Annotated in this window: 15 protein-coding genes; 3 read left to right on the top strand and 12 right to left on the bottom strand. The window is 73.4% G+C overall.

Features of this window, described 5'->3' with window-relative positions:
- Nucleotides 1-11: 11 nt before the first annotated feature.
- The 8 genes from ACWC21_RS13455 to ACWC21_RS13420 form a co-directional block, all read right to left on the bottom strand.
- The gene (locus ACWC21_RS13455) at nt 12-1,544 is read right to left on the bottom strand and encodes an NADase-type glycan-binding domain-containing protein (protein ID WP_450881204.1); all 1,533 of its coding nucleotides are present in this window, start codon (nt 1,542-1,544) and stop codon (nt 12-14) included.
- Complete coding sequence (locus tag ACWC21_RS13450) at nt 1,541-2,116, bottom strand: phage tail protein (RefSeq protein ID WP_450881202.1); 576 nt, start codon at nt 2,114-2,116, stop codon at nt 1,541-1,543. Before ACWC21_RS13450 ends, ACWC21_RS13455 begins: the two co-directional genes overlap by 4 nt.
- The gene (locus tag ACWC21_RS13445; RefSeq protein WP_450881200.1) at nt 2,116-4,077 is read right to left on the bottom strand and encodes a putative baseplate assembly protein; all 1,962 of its coding nucleotides are present in this window, start codon (nt 4,075-4,077) and stop codon (nt 2,116-2,118) included. Before ACWC21_RS13445 ends, ACWC21_RS13450 begins: the two co-directional genes overlap by 1 nt.
- Nucleotides 4,077-4,511, bottom strand: coding sequence for a GPW/gp25 family protein (locus ACWC21_RS13440; RefSeq protein ID WP_450881198.1), 435 nt, complete (start codon nt 4,509-4,511; stop codon nt 4,077-4,079). The genes ACWC21_RS13445 and ACWC21_RS13440 overlap by 1 nt, the downstream gene beginning before the upstream one ends.
- Nucleotides 4,512-4,548: 37 nt before the next feature.
- Nucleotides 4,549-6,456 (bottom strand): VgrG-related protein, encoded by a 1,908-nt coding sequence (locus ACWC21_RS13435; RefSeq protein WP_450881196.1) that lies wholly within the window; start codon nt 6,454-6,456, stop codon nt 4,549-4,551.
- Nucleotides 6,456-7,181 carry a CIS tube protein gene (locus ACWC21_RS13430; RefSeq protein WP_450881194.1) on the bottom strand — a complete coding sequence of 242 codons (726 nt, stop codon included), beginning with the start codon at nt 7,179-7,181 and terminating at the stop codon, nt 6,456-6,458. The genes ACWC21_RS13435 and ACWC21_RS13430 overlap by 1 nt, the downstream gene beginning before the upstream one ends.
- Nucleotides 7,182-7,212: 31 nt before the next feature.
- Nucleotides 7,213-7,635 carry a phage tail protein gene (locus ACWC21_RS13425; protein WP_355928903.1) on the bottom strand — a complete coding sequence of 141 codons (423 nt, stop codon included), beginning with the start codon at nt 7,633-7,635 and terminating at the stop codon, nt 7,213-7,215.
- Between the two features lie 108 nt (nt 7,636-7,743).
- Nucleotides 7,744-8,832 (bottom strand): hypothetical protein, encoded by a 1,089-nt coding sequence (locus ACWC21_RS13420; RefSeq protein WP_450881192.1) that lies wholly within the window; start codon nt 8,830-8,832, stop codon nt 7,744-7,746.
- Nucleotides 8,833-9,787: 955 nt separating this feature from the next.
- Between ACWC21_RS13420 and ACWC21_RS13415 the strand changes: the two genes are divergently transcribed.
- Nucleotides 9,788-10,456 carry a hypothetical protein gene (locus ACWC21_RS13415; protein WP_450881190.1) on the top strand — a complete coding sequence of 223 codons (669 nt, stop codon included), beginning with the start codon at nt 9,788-9,790 and terminating at the stop codon, nt 10,454-10,456.
- Nucleotides 10,457-11,391: 935 nt separating this feature from the next.
- Here the strand turns inward: ACWC21_RS13415 and ACWC21_RS13410 are convergent.
- The 4 genes from ACWC21_RS13410 to ACWC21_RS13395 all read right to left on the bottom strand — a co-directional run bounded on the left by ACWC21_RS13410 (nt 11,392) and on the right by ACWC21_RS13395 (nt 14,197).
- On the bottom strand, nt 11,392-11,550 hold the full coding sequence (locus ACWC21_RS13410) for a DUF6760 family protein (RefSeq protein WP_167359181.1): 159 nt from the start codon (nt 11,548-11,550) through the stop codon (nt 11,392-11,394).
- Complete coding sequence (locus ACWC21_RS13405; protein WP_450881187.1) at nt 11,547-12,080, bottom strand: hypothetical protein; 534 nt, start codon at nt 12,078-12,080, stop codon at nt 11,547-11,549. Before ACWC21_RS13405 ends, ACWC21_RS13410 begins: the two co-directional genes overlap by 4 nt.
- Nucleotides 12,080-12,523, bottom strand: coding sequence for a phage tail protein (locus ACWC21_RS13400; protein ID WP_450881185.1), 444 nt, complete (start codon nt 12,521-12,523; stop codon nt 12,080-12,082). Before ACWC21_RS13400 ends, ACWC21_RS13405 begins: the two co-directional genes overlap by 1 nt.
- Nucleotides 12,524-12,595: 72 nt before the next feature.
- Entirely contained in the window at nt 12,596-14,197 is a 1,602-nt protein-coding gene (locus ACWC21_RS13395) for a phage tail sheath family protein (RefSeq protein ID WP_450881183.1), read from the bottom strand.
- 274 nt (nt 14,198-14,471) lie between these two features.
- Here ACWC21_RS13395 and ACWC21_RS13390 point away from each other — a divergent pair, with 274 nt between their 5' ends.
- Together ACWC21_RS13390 and ACWC21_RS13385 are read left to right on the top strand one after the other, a co-directional pair.
- A complete protein-coding gene (locus ACWC21_RS13390; protein ID WP_450881181.1) occupies nt 14,472-16,103 on the top strand; it encodes an eCIS core domain-containing protein in 1,632 nt (543 codons plus the stop codon).
- A gap of 106 nt (nt 16,104-16,209) precedes the next feature.
- Complete coding sequence (locus ACWC21_RS13385; RefSeq protein WP_450881179.1) at nt 16,210-17,640, top strand: hydrolase; 1,431 nt, start codon at nt 16,210-16,212, stop codon at nt 17,638-17,640.
- The last annotated feature ends 62 nt before the right edge of the window (nt 17,641-17,702 follow it).

Here is a 17,702-nt window from a genome sequence, read left to right as displayed (position 1 = left end):
GTCGGGAGCCTTCAGTTGCCGTGCGACGGGCCGAAGAACTCGATCTCCGCGATGGCCACCTGCTTGCTCGCGGACGGCTGGTAGGCGGAGTCCAGGGTGAAGCGGACCGCGGTGACCTCGCCGACGCGGAAGGCTCGGCGCTGGGCGCCCGCGCCCTGGTCGAGGGTGAGGTCCACGGTCCTGGGCCTGCCGTCGGCGAGCGTGACCCGGGCCTCCAGGCGGTGCGGGAGCGCGGACTTGGAGAGCTGGTCGGCGTGGGTCGACATGCCCGGCGTGACGAGCAGGTCGAGGAGCCGGGTCGGCTGGTCGAAGCGCGCCTCGATCCACTGGCCCTGGCCGGACTCGGACACCCCCGGCCCCCACCAGGTGTTGTTGAGCTTGTCGAAGGCCAACTCGGGCTTGTGGCCGGGGTAGGAGCGGGACGCCGTGACCCTGTCCGGGGCGACCGGGGCACGCTTGGAGAAGTGGTCGCGGGTCGCCTGGACGCCCTTGGGGATGTTGACGACCAGTACGACCAGCAGGGTGAGCACGAGCGCCGCGCCGAGCCAGCCGAGGACGCGGTCGAAGGCACGGCGCAACCTGGGGCGGTCGCCCGCCCACGGTGCCTCCCGGTCGCCGGAGCGCAGCAGCCGCCGCCACCAGGGCAGCCGGCCCTGGGCCTGCCCGTCCCCGGCCATGGGCATCGCGCACCGGGCGCAGTAGTGCCGCTCGGGCCGGTTCCGCGTGGCGCACCAGGGGCACGGGATGCCGCCGTCCGCGCCGAGTTCCTCGCCCGGGGCGCGGACTGCCTGGGGGCGCTGGGGGGCCGGGCGGCCGGGCAGCACCGGGGCGACGGAGGGGGACGCGGTGGGACGTGGCTCCGGGTCGGACACGGGTACGAGGAGCCGGCGGGCGCGGTCGGTCAGGCCGTCCGGATCCGCGGGGGCCGACGTGCGGGGCGCGGCGGGGACGGGTTCGGTGGGCGCGGTCTCCTCCCGGGCGGAGGCGGCGGGTGCGGCAGCGGTGTCAGGGGCCTGGGGCGGAGCGTCGGCGTCGGTCGCGCCGTCGTCGTGGCCGTCCGGGGCGGTGGCCGCCGCGCCGGTCGCCGCGGCCGAGCCCAGCAGGTCGCGTGGGGTGCGCGCCAGCCCGGTGCCGCCGTCCCGACGGGAGAAGGCGTCCCAGCCGGGGCCGCCGGGGCCGCGGCCGTCGGAGCCCGTGTCGGCCGGGGTGGCGGTCGCCGGGCCGGGGGCGGCCGGTGCGGCCGAGGACGCGGTGGGCCGCGCCGGTGCCGGTTCGTCCGCCGGGTCGTTCCCCGGGCCGTCCGCCGTCTCGTCGGCGGAGACGGCCGTCGGGCCGGTCCGGGTCGGCACGGCGTTGCCGGAACCGTCCGCGGCGGCGTCGCCGGAGCGGGGTCCGGGCCCGTCGGCCGACGCCGCCGCGGCGCCGCTCGTCACCCGGGCGCCGGCCCGGTCGGTCCAGCCGAGCACCGCCCCGCAGGCGTCGCAGAACGACTGGCCCGGTTCCGCGCGGGTGCCGCATTCGGCGCAGTTCTGGGTGGTCGTCATCTCTCGGGGTTCCTCTCGGCGGGTGGGGCGGTGTCCGCGGCGGTCACCTGGACCGTGTACGGCATGTGGGCGGGGCGGGCGGCGGCCACCAGGGTGTCCAGCCGGTGCTGGTCCGCCGGGGTGGGGTCGGGCAGCCGCAGATGGACGTGCAGCCGGGGGCGGCTCTCGCCGGGGACCGGGCCGAGCGGGCGGGCGCTCCATTCGGCACCCCCGCTCTCGCTGATCTCCGGCTCCACGCCGAACGCCAGCCGCACCGCCTCGGCCAGCCCGCGACGGGTGCCGCGGATGCGGTGCAGATGCGCGGCGGCGGCCACGGCGGCCCGCAGCAGCGGTTCGGGTTCGGTGCCGTCGGTCTCCGCGCCGACCCAGCCGCCGAGCCAGCGGGCGAAGTCGAGCGGCGCGAGGGACGGCCGGAAGTAGGTGTCGAGGCAGTCCAGCACGCTGTGGATCGGCGCGATGACCTCGTCCAGCCCGCCGACGAACCGCTGCGCGAGGTCGTCGTCGGCGAACACGGCGGGCAGCATCATGCCGATCGGCGCGGAGGAGCCGAGACCGTCGATGGAGCCCCTCATCAGGATCCGTCCCCGATCACCCGGACACGGTGGTCGAAGGAGAACACCAGCGAGGGCGGAGACAGGTCGATACGGTCCGTCGCGTCCCCGCGTTTGCCGGTCAGCGGGTCGGCGGGGTGCAACACCACCTGATCGACCAGCTCCACGCCCGGGACGCGCTGCAGCACCGCGAACACCTCGCCGGCCTGCACGGGCCGCCCGAACGGCCAGCCCTTCCCGTCCGCGCCCCCGGTCAGCGGGTCCAGGTGCCGGTAGAGCGCGTCGTGCGCCTCCCGCCGCACCCGGTCGGTGTCGGCGCCGCGGAAGGCGTGCACCGTGGCCACCACCGTCACACCCTGGTAGTACGGCGGCCCGACCGCCAGCCGGGTCCCGATCAGCCGCCGTTCGTCCAGGTGCCGGGTGATGCGGTCCAGCAGGGCGTCCCCGGGCACCAGTTGCTCGAAGCGCAGCCGGCCGCCCGGGTCCGGTACCGCCTGGGGCACGACCAGGACCCGCACCGCGTACGCGCCGTGCTCGCTCTCCTCGCCCTCCAGGCAGGTGATGCGCGCGGTCTCCGGGGCGGCGCGGCGGGCCAGTTCCTCGTAGTCGCGCAAGGTGACCGCCCGTTCCTGGGCGCGCAGGGTGATCGGCGCGCGGACCTTCGCCTCCTCCACCGTCTCCCCGTCGACCCCGCCGCGCGCCGCCTCACGGTTGACGACCTCGGAGACGTACGGGATGGAGGTGCGCAGGATCTGTACGGCGCCCCGGGCCACGTTGCCCGCGCGGCCGCCGCCGGTGCGGTAGCGGCGGGCCCGGATCGGGGCGCCCTTGGGGGCGACCGTGCCGTACTGGCGCAGTGAGCCGTCGGGTTCGCGCACGGCCGGCCCGAAGGCGATCTCGCCGGTGGTGGCGTCGAGCGTGATGTGCCGGTCGTACGGGCCGGACGCGGCGAAGTTCGGCACCACCCGCCAGTCCACCCAGCCCTCGTGCTCGGCGGTCTGCAGCAGCAGTGGCGGGTCGTCGCCGACCACGGGGGCGTGCGCCAGCCGCAGCCGCTGCCCGGGCAGCCCGGTGGACTCGCCGAGCGCCTCGTCGTACACGGTCTCCGCGTGGACGGCGGAGGTGGTGCCGCCGATCGTGAAGGCCTCGGCGGCCCGGACGGTGGGGGAGGTGGTGTAGAAGGGCTGCCCGGGGAGCGGTTCGGTGACCCGGCAGCGGATCCAGCCCGCCTCCTGCCCGGCGTTGCGGGACAGGACGTGCCCGCCGGGGACGTGCAGGACCACCTCACCGGGGCGGTTGAGGCCGCCCGTGCCGTCCCGGTCGACCTCGCAGGGCTGCCAGCCGTCGGCGGTCCACGCCTCCCACACCAGCGGCGGCTGCCGCGGGTCCACGCCGACTCCGTCCACCCGGCTGTCCAGGTCGAGGGCGAGCGCGCAGTGCGGCACGGCCGCGGTCAGGCCGAGCAGCATGCAGTCGCCGGGGTCGGGGGACTCCGAGAAGCACAGCAGGTCCTTGTCGTCCCCGGTGAGTTCGTGCGTCCGCTCCACCGCGGGGCCGCCGGTGTGCTGCACCAGCAGATGACGCAACTCGCAGGGGACCACGGTCACTTCGCGCTCGGTGGCGAAGACCACCGCCTCCTCGGTCTCGGTGCGCATGGTGGCCACCTCGGTGCCGACCGGCACCGCGACCGGCTCCTCCTGCGGCGCCGACAGCCAGAACGTCACGTCCGTACGGGCGGCGGACGGCGGGAACAGGGTGATCCCCACCAGGTCCAGGAACGCCAGGTGGTTCTTCTCCGGCACCCGGTTGAGCCGGTAGACGATCTGGTCGGCCATGTGCGCGACCGTCTCGACGAGGGTGACGCCGGGGTCGGACACGTTGTGGTCGGTCCACTCCGGGGCGCGCTGCTGGATGTAGCGCTTGGCGTCGTCGACGAACTGCTGGAAGCGGCGGTCGTCGAGGTTGGGGGAGGGCAGGGCCATCAGCGGTCGCTTTCCGGAGCCGGGGAGGTGCCGTCCGGCTCGTCGTGGGACGGAATGACGTAGAACGGGAAGACCAGGCTGCGCGGGTTGTTGGTGCCGCGGATCGAGTAGCGGACGTCGATGAAGAGCACGCTCTGGTCGGTGCCGGCCGAGACCTCGACGTCGTCGACCTCGATGCGCGGCTCCCAGCGGTCCAGGCTGGCGTACACCTCGTGCTGGATACGGCCCGCGGTCTGCTCGTTGACCGGCGCGAACACCAGGTCGTGGATCGCGCAGCCGAAGTCCGGCCGCATCGGCCGCTCGCCCGGCGCGGTGGACAGCACCAGCCGGATCGCCTCCTCGATCTCCCGCTCCCCGCTGACCAGGGCGATCCCGCCGGTCGGCCCGATGCGCAGCGGGAACGACCAGCCGGAGCCGACGAACTGCTCGGCCATCAGGAGCACCCCCCGCGTTCCGGGGCCACGGAGCCGGTCACGGGATCACCATCGGCACGGGGATGGTGGTGACACCGAACGTGGCGGACCCGACCAGGGTGGTCGGCGCCTTGATCGTCGTGTTGACCAGTGAGTTGATCTGCACGGTGGCGTCGCCGGTGAGGCTCGCGATGCCCACGGCGCTCAGGTTCAGGGCCCCCGCGGCGTTCACCCCGATCTCGCCGGCGGCCTTCACGTTGACCAGGCCGGCGCCCTCGATGTTGAGCGGGCCCCCGCTCTTGATGGTCAGCCTGCGCCGCGCGCTCAGCGTGAGGTCGGTGCCGGCCTCGACCGACACCGACCGGCTGCCCTTGATGGTGACGTCGCCTTTGCTGTCCACGACGATCTCGGTCTTCGTCCGGTCCAGGAAGACGGTGAGCTGCTTGTCACCGGACACCAGCCGCACGCCCTGCTTGCGCCCGCCGGTCTTCTGACTGAGCAGGTCCATCCGGTTGCCGTCCCGGTCGGAGACGGTGTGCCGGCTCGCCTTCTTCCGCACGGTGTCGTGCAGCGGCACGTCACCGACCACGGTCGGCCTGTCCTTGCCGTTGTAGAGCCCGCCGATCACGAACGGATGGTCGAGCGCACCCCGGTCGAAGGCGACCAGCACCTCGTCGTTGACGTCCATCGGGAAGATGCCGCCGCCGCCGAGGCCGCCCAGCTGCACGGTCCGCGTCCAGTCGCTGACGTAGGTGTCGTCCAGCCACGGGAACTGCAACCGGACCCGCCCCTGCTTGAGCGGGTCGTTGACGTCGGTGACCAGGGCGTTGGCCACGCTGGGCAGCCGGGGCGCGGTGTCGGTGCCGCCGGAGCTGAGCCCGTACAGCGAACGCCACTGCCGGCCGCTGACCGTCACCCATGCCTCGTAGTGCTTGCCGTCGCCGAAGACGTGCCGCACGGAGGTGACGGTGTACTTGCCCTCGAACGGCTTGCCCACGTCCGCGAGCGCCACCGGAACCCCCGGCCGCAGCTTGGGATTTCCGCGCGCGACGACCTCCAGCTCGGCGAAGGAGGAGGTGACGTCGTCGGCGAGGGCGTCGGCGGCGAACTTCACCTCGTTCTGCTTGTCGTAGGGCGTGCCCGTGTCGACCAGCTTGGCCGTCTTGAACTTCCCCGCCGCGGCGCCCGGCGTGGTCCCGATGCCGATACCGGGGTTGGCGGCCGCGGGCGCGGTGGCGGTGAGCTTCTTCTTCGTCGTCACGTCCCATCCGCGCGACTCGACCTTGGCGACCTGGTCGGCGGCCGTGACCGCGGCCCGCAGCCGCAGGATGTCGTGCCCGGCCTGGAGCACGAACGGGCTCTTGTCGCCGTCGGTGCTCGGCGAGGGAGCGCCGGAGGCCGACTTGGGCTTCACGAACTGGAACCTGCCGTCGGCGTCGACCGACATCACCATCTCGTTCTCGTCGGCGAGCCGCGCGAGGAAGTCCCAGTCGGTGACGTTGGACTGGCTGATGAACTCGTAGACGGTCCTCGTCGACTCGATCCGCCCGACCGGCACCCCGTCCTGGGCGGCCAGCTTCCGGGCGATGTCGGAGGCGCTCTGGTTGCGGTAGGCGGCCACCCGGCGCTGGCGCAGCAGGCGGTGCCCGAAGTCGTAGCCGCGTACGACGGTGAAGGTGCCGGTGCCGTCGTAGTCGGCCTCCAGGGCGGTGACCTCGCCGGTCAGCAGCGGATCGGAGGCCCCCTGCCCGTCGGCGACCGGGGCCAGGACCACCGGGGTGCCGAAGGTGACGCCCAGTTTGCCGAGGAGCAGCCGGTAGGGGTCGCGGAAGGTCAGCCGGAACGCGGCCGGCACGCCGACGCCCTGGTCGACGTAGCTGTCGACGAGCGTGCGGGCGAACTCGGGCGGCAGTTTCGCCCCGCCGATCCGCACATCGATGACGTTGGAGAACGCGTACCGCACCATCAGGCACGCACCTCCTCGGCGGCGGGCAGCACGAGTTCGGTGCCGGCCGGCAGGTGCGCGGGATCGTCGATGCCGTTGGCCTCGGCGATGGCCCGCCAGGCGGCCGCGTCGCCGTACTCCCGCCAGGCCAGCGACTGCAGCGAGTCGCCCGCCACGACCCGGTGCACGCGCTGCGCGGTGAGCGCGCCCGAGGTCGGGTTCTGCCCCTTCGTCCGGCTCGGGATCTCGTGCAGTTGCAGCCGGCAGGTGGCCCGGATGGGCACGCCGGTCGTCCCGAACAGCGTGTAGGTGGCCTCCACGGAGCTGACGTACGCCGTGAACCGGGCGGTGGAGAAGGACCCCCACTGGAGCACCACCCAGGGGGGCGACGGCTGTTTGGCCGCGATGCTCTTCGTCGTCACCTCACAGCAGTCGAGCAGCGACTCGACCTTCTTCAGCACGGTGTTGCTGGTCGGCTCGTCGGAGGAGTCGAGGAAGATCTCCACGCTCATCTCCCGCGGGCGGGACCCCATGAACTCCGGCAGGGAGCCGTCCCGCTCGATCTGCGCCGGGGTGGTCTTCCACTCGGCGTGCCGGGTCAGCGACAGCTGCGCCGGGTTGAAGTCGAAGCCGAACGTCTTGATGATCCCGCCGGGAGTCGTGCTGCCGCCGACGGGGGGCTCGTGGATGGCGAGCGTCGCGCGTACGAGGCTCTTTCCGGCGCCGCCCCTGCTGCCCTTGGCCATGCTGGTCCGTCCCCTCAGTCCGTTCAGTCCGTCAGTCCGTGAACCCGTGGTGGGCGATCTCCAGGACCTCGGTCGCCACGGCCGGGTTGCCGGGGTCGAGGGTGGGACCGGTCCAGCTCACCGGCAGCACGTCGATCAGCCCCCAGCGGGCCACTTCGGACCCGTCCGCGCGCAGGGCCGCGATCTGGGCGGTGGGCCGCTTGATCCCGGTCTGCACGGAGGAGATCCACTTGGCCACCTTGGTGGTGTCCGGGGTGAGCGGCCGGGTCAGCCGGATGGTGGAGAAGGTGACACGGGTCGGCAGCTGCCATACGAAGCCGTTGTTGCCGCCCTCCTGGCGGTGCTCGACCTCCACCTGCGACGACAGCCCCTCGCATCCGTTGAAGTAGCCGAGGCTCTCGCCGTCGATGCTGAGGCTGAACCAGATGGTGGAGCCCGGGTCCTGGCGGGACATCGCGGGGGGCCTTTCTGTCGTTCCTGGTAGGTGGCGGACGTGGCGGGTGGTGGACGTGGTGGATGCGGCGGGGAGTCGAGGAGCCGAGGAGTCGGATGTGGTGCGCGGTCAGCGGCGGGGATCGCGGAGTCTGCCGATCCGCTCGCGGTCCAGACGGAGTTCGGTGCGGATCAGCCGCGTGATGCGGCCGATGATCCGGTGCACGAGTTCGTCCAGCTGGAAGTCGGTCAGCTCCCTCGGGTCGAAGGCGCCCGGCGGGATGGCCGCGTACTCGGGCGGGGGCGGTTCGCCGGGGGACGGGGTGTACGGGGGCGGGGAGCCGGCGGAGGCGTGGGGCGTGTACGGGGGTGGTGGGGCCTCGGCCCGGCGGGTGGTGGGCGGCCCGGACAGCGTGTCGGCGACGGTTGCCGCCGCCGCGGCAGCGAGGGCGCCGGTGGCCGGGTTCTTGGCCGGCTTCCTCGTCCTCCACCCGAGACGCTGGGCGACGGGGAGGGACGCGACCGCGGTGGTGGGCGCGGCGGCGCCGGGTGGCGGAGGCGGCGTGAGCGGGGCTACCGGGAGGGGTGCTGCCGGGAAAGGGGCTGCCGGGTGCGGGGCTGCCGGGTGCGGGGCGCCGCCCGGGTGGATGGGCCGGGTGGGGATCGCCGAGCGCTGGACCGGGGTGGTGCTGGGGGGCGTCGAGGGGCGCGAGGACGCCGGGGGAGCCGCGAGGGTGTTGGTGGGTTGGGGGGCGTCGAGGGGCGTCGTGAGGGTGGTGGCGGGCGGGGGAGCGACGGGGGCGCCTGGAGGCGTCGCGTCGGCGGACGGGGCGTGTCCGGTGGTCCGTTGGATGACGGGGGTGGGCGCGGTGGTGGGGGCGCCGAGGGGCGTTGTGCCGGTGGGTGGGGTGTGTCCGGTGGTTCGCTGGATGACGGGGGTGGGGGCGGCCGGGAGCCCGCGCGGGACGGTTGTGCCCGGCGGGGCGGGGAGGTCCGTCGAGGTGGCGGGCGATATGGAGAGCGGTGCGCCCAGCCCCGGACGGGGTGCGCGGCGGGCCGCGCTTCGCTGCACGGGCTGTGTCACGCCCGGCGGTGCCCCGGCCGGGGTGGTGGCACGGGACGTGGTGGTCGGGCGTCCGGGGCCCGGGGCTTGCCCGACCGGGGGCCGCATGGAGTCGGCGGAACGCTGGGCCGGCCCGGTGACGGTTCGGGCCGTCACTCGCTGGACGGGAGGCGTGGTCACGGCGGCCTGCGCCGGGGCGGCCGGTGCGGGTGCAGGGTCGGTCGTGGCAGGCGGGGGCGGCGGCGTGCTCGGGGGGAGCGCGGCACCCGGTGCATCCGTCACCGACCGCTGCCGGGGGGCGTCCGTGCCGGCGGAGGGGGCCGGACGGGCAGCCAGGGGACGCCCCAGTCCGCCCGATACCCGAGCGGGGTCGGCTGTCGCGGGGTGCGGACGGGGCGAGCCGGTGGTCGGCTGTCGCTGGACGCCGGGCGGCGCCCCGCCGGGACGGGTGTCATGGGTACGCCCGGGGCCGCCGCTGCCGGGGGCCGCCGACGCGGGCCGGGAGGCGTTGGCCGCCGACCGCTGGAGGACGGGAGACGGCTCACCGGGACCTGCCGCCGGGGTGTGCGGAGCTGGGGGAGTGGCAGGAGCGGCAGGAGCGGCAGGAGTGGAGGGAGCGGACGGAGCCTCCGCTCGAACGGGGTTGTCGGCGGGGGTGGTTGCGGATCCGGTCAGTGATCGCTGCACGGGCCCACCGTCGGCCGCGGCGCGGCCGTGGGCCGTACCGGTCGGGCTGTTGTCCGCGGCTGTCGCGGGTGAGCTGTTTGTCTTCCTCGTCGCCGTCGGGCCGGGGGTGGCGTTTGCTGCGGTGCGGTGAGCTTCGGTGTGCGTTGATGCGGGGGGTGCCGTGCGTGCGTCCGGCGTAGGGGTGGGCGTGGGCGTCGGTGTGGTGGCCGGGGTGCTCGCGGGAGTGGAGTGGCGTCGCTGGACGGTGGGCCCTGTTTCGGGGCGGTGGGCCGTACCGGTCGGGCTGTTGTCCGCGGCTGTCGCGGGTGAGCTGTTTGTCTTCCTCGCCGCCGTCGGGCTGGGGGTGGCGTTTGCTGCGGTGCGGTGAGCTTCGGTGTGCGTTGATGCGGGGGGTGCCGTGCGTGCGTCCGGCGTAGGGGTGGGCGTGGGCGTCGGTGTGGTGGCCGGGGTGCTCGCGGGAGTGGAGTGGCGTCGCTGGACGGTGGGCCCTGTTTCGGGGCGGTGGGCCGTACCGGTCGGGCTGTTGTCCGCGGCTGTCGCGGGTGAGCTGTTTGTCTTCCTCGCCGCCGTCGGTGCGGGTGCCGCGTTGCTCCCTGGGGTGGTGCGGAGTCGCTGGACGGAGGGTCCGGTTCCGGCGTGGTGGGCCGTACCGGCCGGGCTGCTGTCCGCCGCTGCCGCGGGTGACCCGCTCGTCTTCGGTGCCGCTCCGGCGTGCGTCGATGTGCTGGGTGCCGTGCTTGCGTCATACGTCGGCATCGGCGCCGGTGTAGGCGTCGGTGCCGGGTCGCTCGCCGGGGTCGTGTCGAGTCGCCGGACGGTGGGTCCGGTCTCGGCGCGGGGGGTGGTACGGGCCGGGCCGCTGTGGCTCGGTGTCGCGGATGACCCGCTCGTCCTCCCTGTCGCCGCCGCGTCGTGGGCGGAGTGGCGGCGCTGGACGGTCGGCCCGGTCTCGGGGAGGTGGGCCGCGCCGTCCGGGCCGCTCTCCGCCGGGGCGGCGGGTGGTCCGGCCGTCTCCTCGGTCCTCGGGCTGCGCGATGCCGTGCCCCCCGTGGGCAGGGGAAGCCGCCGTGTCACCGGCAGCGTGCGCCGCTGAACCGCTGCGGCCCCGGTCCGCGCCCGCGTGAGGGACGTCGGCCGGGGTGAGGAGCCCGCCGGGACAGGCGTCACCCGGAGCCCGGAGACGGGGAGCGGCGCGGTCACCGCAGGGGCCGACGGCGGCTCGGGCGACACCACGGGGACGTACGGACCGGCAACCGTGGCGGCGGGGGCCGGGGTTGGTGAGGCCGGCACCGAACCACCGGTGCTCGCCCGCTGTACCGAGGGCGCCTGCCCGTCCGCACCGCCCGACGGCGGCGCGGAGAACGCGGCAGTCCCGCCCGCAGCCGACGTGGACCCGGACGCGGCGACGCGCGCGCCCGGAACGACCGGCCCGCTCGGCGCGCTCGCCCCGGTGCGAGCCGGTGCGAGCGGGGAAGCAGCCGTACCCGGGCCCTCGCCCGTGTCCCCCGGCACCCGCGGCGGAAGAAGCCGCAGCGGTACCACCGGAGCGCGCCGCACCGTCGGCTGCTCGGCAGGGCCGGACAACGGCAGGGCCCCGGCCGGGTGTTCCAGGCCGGACACCGGTCGTGCCGATGACGAGCGGAACGTGCCGCCGAGCAGCGCGCTCGACCGTCCGTCCAGCACCGCAGGGGACGCCGCGCCCATGAACGACGGGTTCTGCCACGTCGGCAGCCGTCCTCCGAACCGGGCGTCGGCGACCCCGGCCGGGCTCGGGGCCATGGCCCGCTGGATCGGCGGCAGCCCCGGCCACGATGCGGCCACCACCGGACGCCCGCCCGTCCGTACGGCACCACCCGCGGACTCCGCAGTGGACGATCCGCCAGCGGTCGAGCCGTCAGCGGACGAGCCATGCGCAGACGATCCATCCGCAGACGAGCCGTCCGCAGACGGGCCGTCAGTCGACGACCCCCCTGCCGAAGAGCCGCCGGCAGGCACCCGCGTGCGGAACCGGTCCAGGAAACCCACCGCTCAGCCCTCCGCCCCGGCCCGCGTCACCAGGGACGCGATCTGGTCCGTGTAACGGCGGCGGTCCTGGTGTTCCAGGTCCAGGATCTCCTCCAGGCTCCAGTGGAAGTGGTAGGCGACGTACGCGATCTCCTCGTGCAGCCGGTCGGTCGCGTACGTCACGATTCCCCCAGGCGGCTCCCGCCGAGTTCCACTTCGAACGGCTCCGCGCAGTGCGGGCACCGCACGGCGGCGCGGGTGTGGCCCTCCGCGTTGATCTGGCGGTAGAAGTCCTGCAGGAAGGCCAGGTCGGAGGCGAACATGTTCTCCACGATGCCGTCGTGGACCATGGGCAGCGTGCCGAGCCGGGTGATGACCCGGCCCAGCAGCACCACCGACAGGAACGCCGGGTTCTCCTGCACCCGCACGTCGCGCAGCGGGACGAGCTCGTCCCGGGCCGTCGACAGGCGCATGACCCCGTCCCGGTGGACCGTGCCGGACTCGTCGACGTACCCGCGCGGCAGCTGGAAGGGGAACTCGGTACGCAGGGACTCCTGTTGCTGCGCGGGAGCGGGTCCCGGGGCGGGGGCCGGCAGCGACTCCGGCCCCTGCGCCTGCGCACCCGCGACCGCACCCGCACCCGCCTCCGCCCCCGGCGCCTCCGCGCCGGAGTAGGAGACGGCGCCGCCGGACCTGGCAGCCGTACGCCGCATTACTCGATGACCAGTTCTTCGAACGCGATGGTCACCGTCTCGGTGAGGGCGGACGCCTCACCGGCCTTCACCGTGCTCGCGTCGATCTTGCTGCACCAGGCGTTGCGCAGGTGGTAGCGCTTCACCGGGTTGTTCTGGAAGTCCATCATGATGATCGAGGCGTTCTTCCGGGCCGTCGTCATCTGGCCCGCGATGGACTCGTTGATCCACTGGGTGAACGAGGCCGACTGGGTCATACCGCGGACCACCGTGCAGGTGCCGTTCTTCTTCACACCCGGCAGGTTCTTCACCACGTTCTGGCCGTTGGGGGTGTTCTGCTGGTAGGTGATGACGTCCTGCTCGATGCTGAGGCCGCTGACCTCGGCCAGGTACTCGACCATCACGCCGTCGATCTGCAGGCCGAAATTGTGTGAGGTGAGGGCGTCACCCGGCTGGAGACTCATGTGTCCGTTGTCCTTGTGAGGGTCCTACTGGGAAAGGCGTCCGAAAGAGAGACGAAGGGGGGCGGGGGAGCCCTACTCCTCCAGCTCCCCGCTGCCGCTGGAGAACTGCGCCAGCCGGAAGATCACGAACTCGGCGGGCTTGACCGGCGCGATGCCGATCTCGCACACCACCCGGCCGACGTCGACCGACTCCGGCGGGTTGGTCTCCTCGTCGCACTTGACGTAGTACGCCTCCTCGGGCCGCTGGCCGAACAGGGCGCCGCTGCGCCACTCGTTGACCAGGAACGCCGAGATGTTGCGCCGGATACGGGCCCACAGGGCGTGGTCGTTCGGTTCGAACACCACCCACTGGGTGCCGATGAGGATCGACTCCTCCAGGTAGTTGAAGTACCGGCGGATGTTCAGGTAGCGCCAGGCCGGGTCGGAGGACAGCGTGCGCGCGCCCCACACCCGGATGCCGCGGCCGGGGAAGGCACGGATGCAGTTGACGCCGATCGGGTTGAGCAGGTCCTGCTCGCCACGGGTGATCTGGATCTCCAGGTCGACCGCGCCGCGCACCACCTCGTTGGCGGGCGCCTTGTGGACGCCGCGCTCGGAGTCGTTGCGGGCCCAGACACCGGCGACGTGGCCGCTCGGCGGGACCAGCCGGGACTGGCCGCTCGCCGGGTCGAAGGTCTTGATCCACGGGTAGTACAGAGCCGCGTACTTGGAGTCGTAACCGGCCGTCTCCTGCCGCCAGACACGGATCTGACGCGCGTTCATGCTCGGCGGCGGGTCGATGATCGCTACGCGGTCGCCCATCAGCTCGCAGTGCGCGATCAGGCCGAGCTGGACCGCCTTGACGGCCTCCAGGTCGATCGCGCCACGCTGGTAGGCGGCCATCAGGTCGGGCACCGCGACCATCGAGACCTCGTCGATCGCCTCCAGGCCGCCGAAGCCGGTGCGGTCGGCGGAGTCGCCGAGGTAGGTCGCCGGGCCGGGGTGCGACTCGTCCGGCGCGGCCGACGACGGTACGGCGGGAGCGGCGGCCGGGGCGGGGAGGGTCACGGTCTGGTTGTCCGGGCGGGCCAGCTGCGCGGCCGGTGCGGCCTCGGTGACGGTGATGAGCTTGGAGCGCTCCTTGACCTGGGTGACGACGTAGTTGCGGCCGCCCTTCTTGGCGGTCACGTCGAAGCTCTCGACGGGCTTGTCGCCGTCCTTGACGATCAGTCTGAACCGCTCGGCCGGCCCCTCGCCCTCCGGGTCGGCGACCTCGACGCTGAGCGAGCCGCCGCTGCCCGGCGCGATGGCCGTCACGGTGAACGTGCCGAGCTGCCTCGGCTCGGCCGCCGGCAGCTCGGCGGGGGCCGGGGAGCCGGTCACGGCGGCGGGGGCGGTGCCGGCCGTGCCGTTGACGGGCGCGCCCTCGGCGGAGCCGCCGACCCGGACCACGTAGGCGGCCGATCCGCCGTTGTTGAAGAAGCCGTAGACGGAGTGCGCGAGGTAGTACCCCTCGGTGAACTCGCCGAACGACGCGACGTACTGGCTCCAGTTGGTCACCAGCGTCGGCTCGTTCAGCGGACCGGTCGGCGCGAGCCCCACGAAGGCCGCGACCGACGTGCCCACTCCCTCGATGGGACGCGAGCCGCTGGCCACCTCCTCGACGTAGACGCCGGGCGACAGGTAGGACGGCATGCTCTGCTCTCCTCGGGGTACGAGACAGGAACGCCCCCAGCCTCACGCGCGCGCGGCATCCCGGGAAACGGCCAGCGGTTCCCTCCCGAGGGCACCGCCGTTGCCCGCGGACGTGCCCGTTGGGGCAGCTCCGACCCGGGAGTGCCCCCGGAATTGCCCTCGCGGCCCTTGCCCACACCGATCCCGGCCCGTACCCGTAGGTGAAGCCCAGTACTCGCAGCCGGTGAGATGCCGGGCGGGCAGACGTCGTCACCGCAGGGCCGAGAGGTAGTTCATGCACGTACCGGAGGACCGCAAGCAGACCACCCCGATCGCGGCTCCCCGGCTGCCGGCCGGCCCGGTCACCTCGCGTGCTCCCGTGAGCAGCACCGCCGCCGGACTGATCGCCCTGCAGCGCACCGCGGGCAACGCGGCGGTGGCGCGTGCGGTGGCGGAGGGACGGCACGAGCACGACGCGGGCTGCGGGCATGTGCCGTCGGTGCAGCGCCGTGCCCTGGTGCACAAGGTGCTCGACTCCCCCGGGCAGAGCATGGACCCGGCCATCCAGCGGGAGATGGAAGCCCGGTTCGGGGGCGCCGACTTCAGTCATGTGCGCGTGCACACGGGCGCGCTGGCACGGGAGTCGGCGGTGGAACTGCAGGCGAAGGCGTACACCTCGGGGAACAACGTGGTGGTCGCCGGTGCCATGACCAAGGAGGACTGGGCGCACGAACTCACCCATGTCGAGGACCAGATGGCGGGCCCCGTGCCCGGCACGGACACCGGCTTCGGGGTGCGCATGTCCGAGGAGAGCGACTCGGGCGAACGGCACGCGGTGGAGAAAGCCCGCCGGGTGATGAGTGGTCCGGTGCCCGTCCAGCCGATCCGCGCCCCCGGGGCGGAGACCGCGGCCGGACCCACGGCCCGGGGTGGGCACGCCACGCCGATGATCCAGCGCACCGCCTGGGAGTTCGTACCCGGCTCCAGTTTCCAGGACCCGCTCACCGGCGGCGCCCAGGTCCGCTGGCAGAACGAGACCAACCCCGCCGACATCCGCACCTCCGCCCAACTGGGCATCGGCGCCGGTGTCACACCGCGTCCCGGCGACCGGTACGACGACGTGACCCGGCAGCACCACAGCAGTGCGAACGTCACGTTCTCAAAGAAGGGCACCATTCCCGACCGTGACTACCCGGGTGTGGAGTCCCGGACCCGCCGGGCGGTCGTCGAGGCCAAGGAGAAGATCGCGTCGGTGCTGGCCATGCTGCAGGCGGCGGGCGGCAACCCCGGCGGCCCGCTGCTGGCCGGGCTCCGGTCGGGCTTCCCCGCCTTCCGCAGCGCGACACCCCAGCAGATCGCGACCTTCCTGCCCCGGATCACCGAGGTCGTGCGCCGCATCCAGGCCGGCCTGAACTCGGGGGGCGCGGAGATCGCCCTGGTCGGCGCGGGAACCGGCACCCCGAGCGACGTCGCCGGCTGGGTCGCCCCCAGCGCACGCGACATCGCGAACCGCGTGCTCAACCCGAACCAGCAGAAGAGCGAGGAGCTTCCCACCATGGACGTGGGGCGCTCCGGCCCGATCAACCTGACGGAGAAGGGCCAGAACGCCTGGTACATCATCCACGAGGCCACGCACCGGTTCGCCGGCACCCTGGACTACCAGTACAGCCCGTACGACCAGGAGCTGGAGGAGGAAGGCTACGAGGCGGAACTCGCCACGGTCATGCCGGACCAGGCGGCGGCGCGGGACGCGGCGATGCTCGGCAAGCGTGCCGTCCGCGACCCGGGCACCTACACCGGCAAGGACGAGCCCTCCCCGGCGAAGCAGCCGAACTGGTACGCCATGGGCAGGCGCGCCCTGATGAACGCGGACTCTTACGCACAGTTCATCCTCACGGCCACCGGAACACGGGCGCCGCGGACCTGAGAAGCGCCGGAGGATGCCCGCGAGGGCAACGCCCCGGCCCTTGGGCCGGTGAAGACTGCCCACGCGTCCGCTGCCACCCGCACCGCGCCCGCACTAGCGTCGTGGCGTGAGCCTGTGGACTTCTCTGGAACCGGCCTCCGCGACGGTGGATCCGGGTGGCAGCACACGCGTGCGGCTGCGGCTGCGCAACACCGGTGACGTGGTCGACGAGTACCGATTCGAACCGGTGGGGCCGATCGCTCCGTGGACGACGGTGGAGCCGCCGACGCTGCGGCTGTACCCGGGGACGACGGGGACGGTGGAGCTGACGTTCGCCCCACCGCGCACCCCGGACGCCACCGCCGGTCCCAACCCGTACGCGGTGCGGATCACGCCGACCGAGCATCCGGAGGCGACGACCGTCCCGGAGGGCAACCTCACCATCACCCCGTTCACCGAGGTGCGGGCGGAACTGGTGCCGCCCACGGTGAAGGGCCGGTTCCGGGGACGGCCCCGCCTCGCCGTCGACAACCTCGGCAACACCAGGCTCACCGCCTCGGTCAACGGCAGCGACAACGGCGACCAGCTGTCGTACGACATCCACCCGAGCAACGTGCAGATCGAGCCCGGCCGGGCGGCGTTCGTGAGGACGACGCTGAAACCGCGGAGGATCATCTGGTTCGGGGCGAAGGAGCAGCGGCCGTACACGCTGTCCGTACTGCGGTCCGGGGCGGAGCCGATGCCCGTCGAGGGCACCTATGTCCAGCGGGGCTTCCTGCCGCGCTGGCTGGCCACCTTCTTCGGCGTGGTCACGGCACTCGCGGTCACCTTCGTGATGCTGTGGATCGCCTACAAGCCCAACGTGGGCACCGGCGCCACCGAGAAGGTCGCCGAAGCCGGCACCACCCTCGCGCCCAGCCCCTCGGCGAGCTCGGCGCCGGCACTGCCGCCCGCCCCCACCATGACCAGCGCACCGCCCGCCGCCGGAACCGGCGCCGACGCCAAGGCGGGCGGGGCCGGCGGCGGAGGCGGGGGCGGCGCCAAGGCCACGGTGACGGCCAGACCCAAGGCGGACACGGCGGCGACCGCCGTGCACCGGCTGGCGGCGCACGACCCCGGCGGGCGGCACGTCTGCTACCGGGCCTTCGTCCAGGGCGACGGCTGGCAGAAGCCGGTGTGCGACGGCACGGTCACCGGCACGGTCGGACAGGGCAAGGCCGTCAAGGCACTCAACGTCGCGGTATACGGCGTCCAGGGTTCCGCCGGCACCGCCATGGTGTACGACCCCCAGTCGACCAACGGCCAGGGCAAGTGGAAGCCGAGCTGGACGGCCGTCGTCGCCGACGGCAAGGACAACTACATCGGCAGCACCAGGAAGAACGACCCGTACATGGTGACGTTCGTGTGGAACGTCGGCTCGGGACAGGCCTGCAGCGTGGTCAAGATCAGCGGCCAGGACTGGGACGGCCAGAGCTGCAACAACGCACGCCCCGACCTCAACACCGCCGGCCACTTCGACAACTCCCGTTTCGTGGAAGCGATCAAGCTGACGGTGTGAGACCGGTACGGCACCGGGCCCGCCGCGGGCGCGGCGGGCCCGGGAACGGGGATCCTTCGGCT

This window comes from Streptomyces sp. NPDC001348 (assembly GCF_053597535.1).
This window is presented reverse-complemented; position numbering and strand designations above follow the sequence as displayed.

Bases quoted from the DNA above. Each gene is read 5' to 3' on its own strand.
- ACWC21_RS13455 (WP_450881204.1), bottom strand. From the start codon at position 1,544: ATGACGACCACCCAGAACTGCGCCGAATGCGGCACCCGCGCGGAACCG.
- ACWC21_RS13450 (WP_450881202.1), bottom strand. From the start codon at position 2,116: ATGAGGGGCTCCATCGACGGTCTCGGCTCCTCCGCGCCGATCGGCATG.
- ACWC21_RS13445 (WP_450881200.1), bottom strand. From the start codon at position 4,077: ATGGCCCTGCCCTCCCCCAACCTCGACGACCGCCGCTTCCAGCAGTTC.
- ACWC21_RS13440 (WP_450881198.1), bottom strand. From the start codon at position 4,511: ATGGCCGAGCAGTTCGTCGGCTCCGGCTGGTCGTTCCCGCTGCGCATC.
- ACWC21_RS13435 (WP_450881196.1), bottom strand. From the start codon at position 6,456: ATGGTGCGGTACGCGTTCTCCAACGTCATCGATGTGCGGATCGGCGGG.
- ACWC21_RS13430 (WP_450881194.1), bottom strand. From the start codon at position 7,181: ATGGCCAAGGGCAGCAGGGGCGGCGCCGGAAAGAGCCTCGTACGCGCG.
- ACWC21_RS13425 (WP_355928903.1), bottom strand. From the start codon at position 7,635: ATGTCCCGCCAGGACCCGGGCTCCACCATCTGGTTCAGCCTCAGCATC.
- ACWC21_RS13405 (WP_450881187.1), bottom strand. From the start codon at position 12,080: ATGCGGCGTACGGCTGCCAGGTCCGGCGGCGCCGTCTCCTACTCCGGC.
- ACWC21_RS13400 (WP_450881185.1), bottom strand. From the start codon at position 12,523: ATGAGTCTCCAGCCGGGTGACGCCCTCACCTCACACAATTTCGGCCTG.
- ACWC21_RS13395 (WP_450881183.1), bottom strand. From the start codon at position 14,197: ATGCCGTCCTACCTGTCGCCCGGCGTCTACGTCGAGGAGGTGGCCAGC.
- ACWC21_RS13390 (WP_450881181.1), top strand. From the start codon at position 14,472: ATGCACGTACCGGAGGACCGCAAGCAGACCACCCCGATCGCGGCTCCC.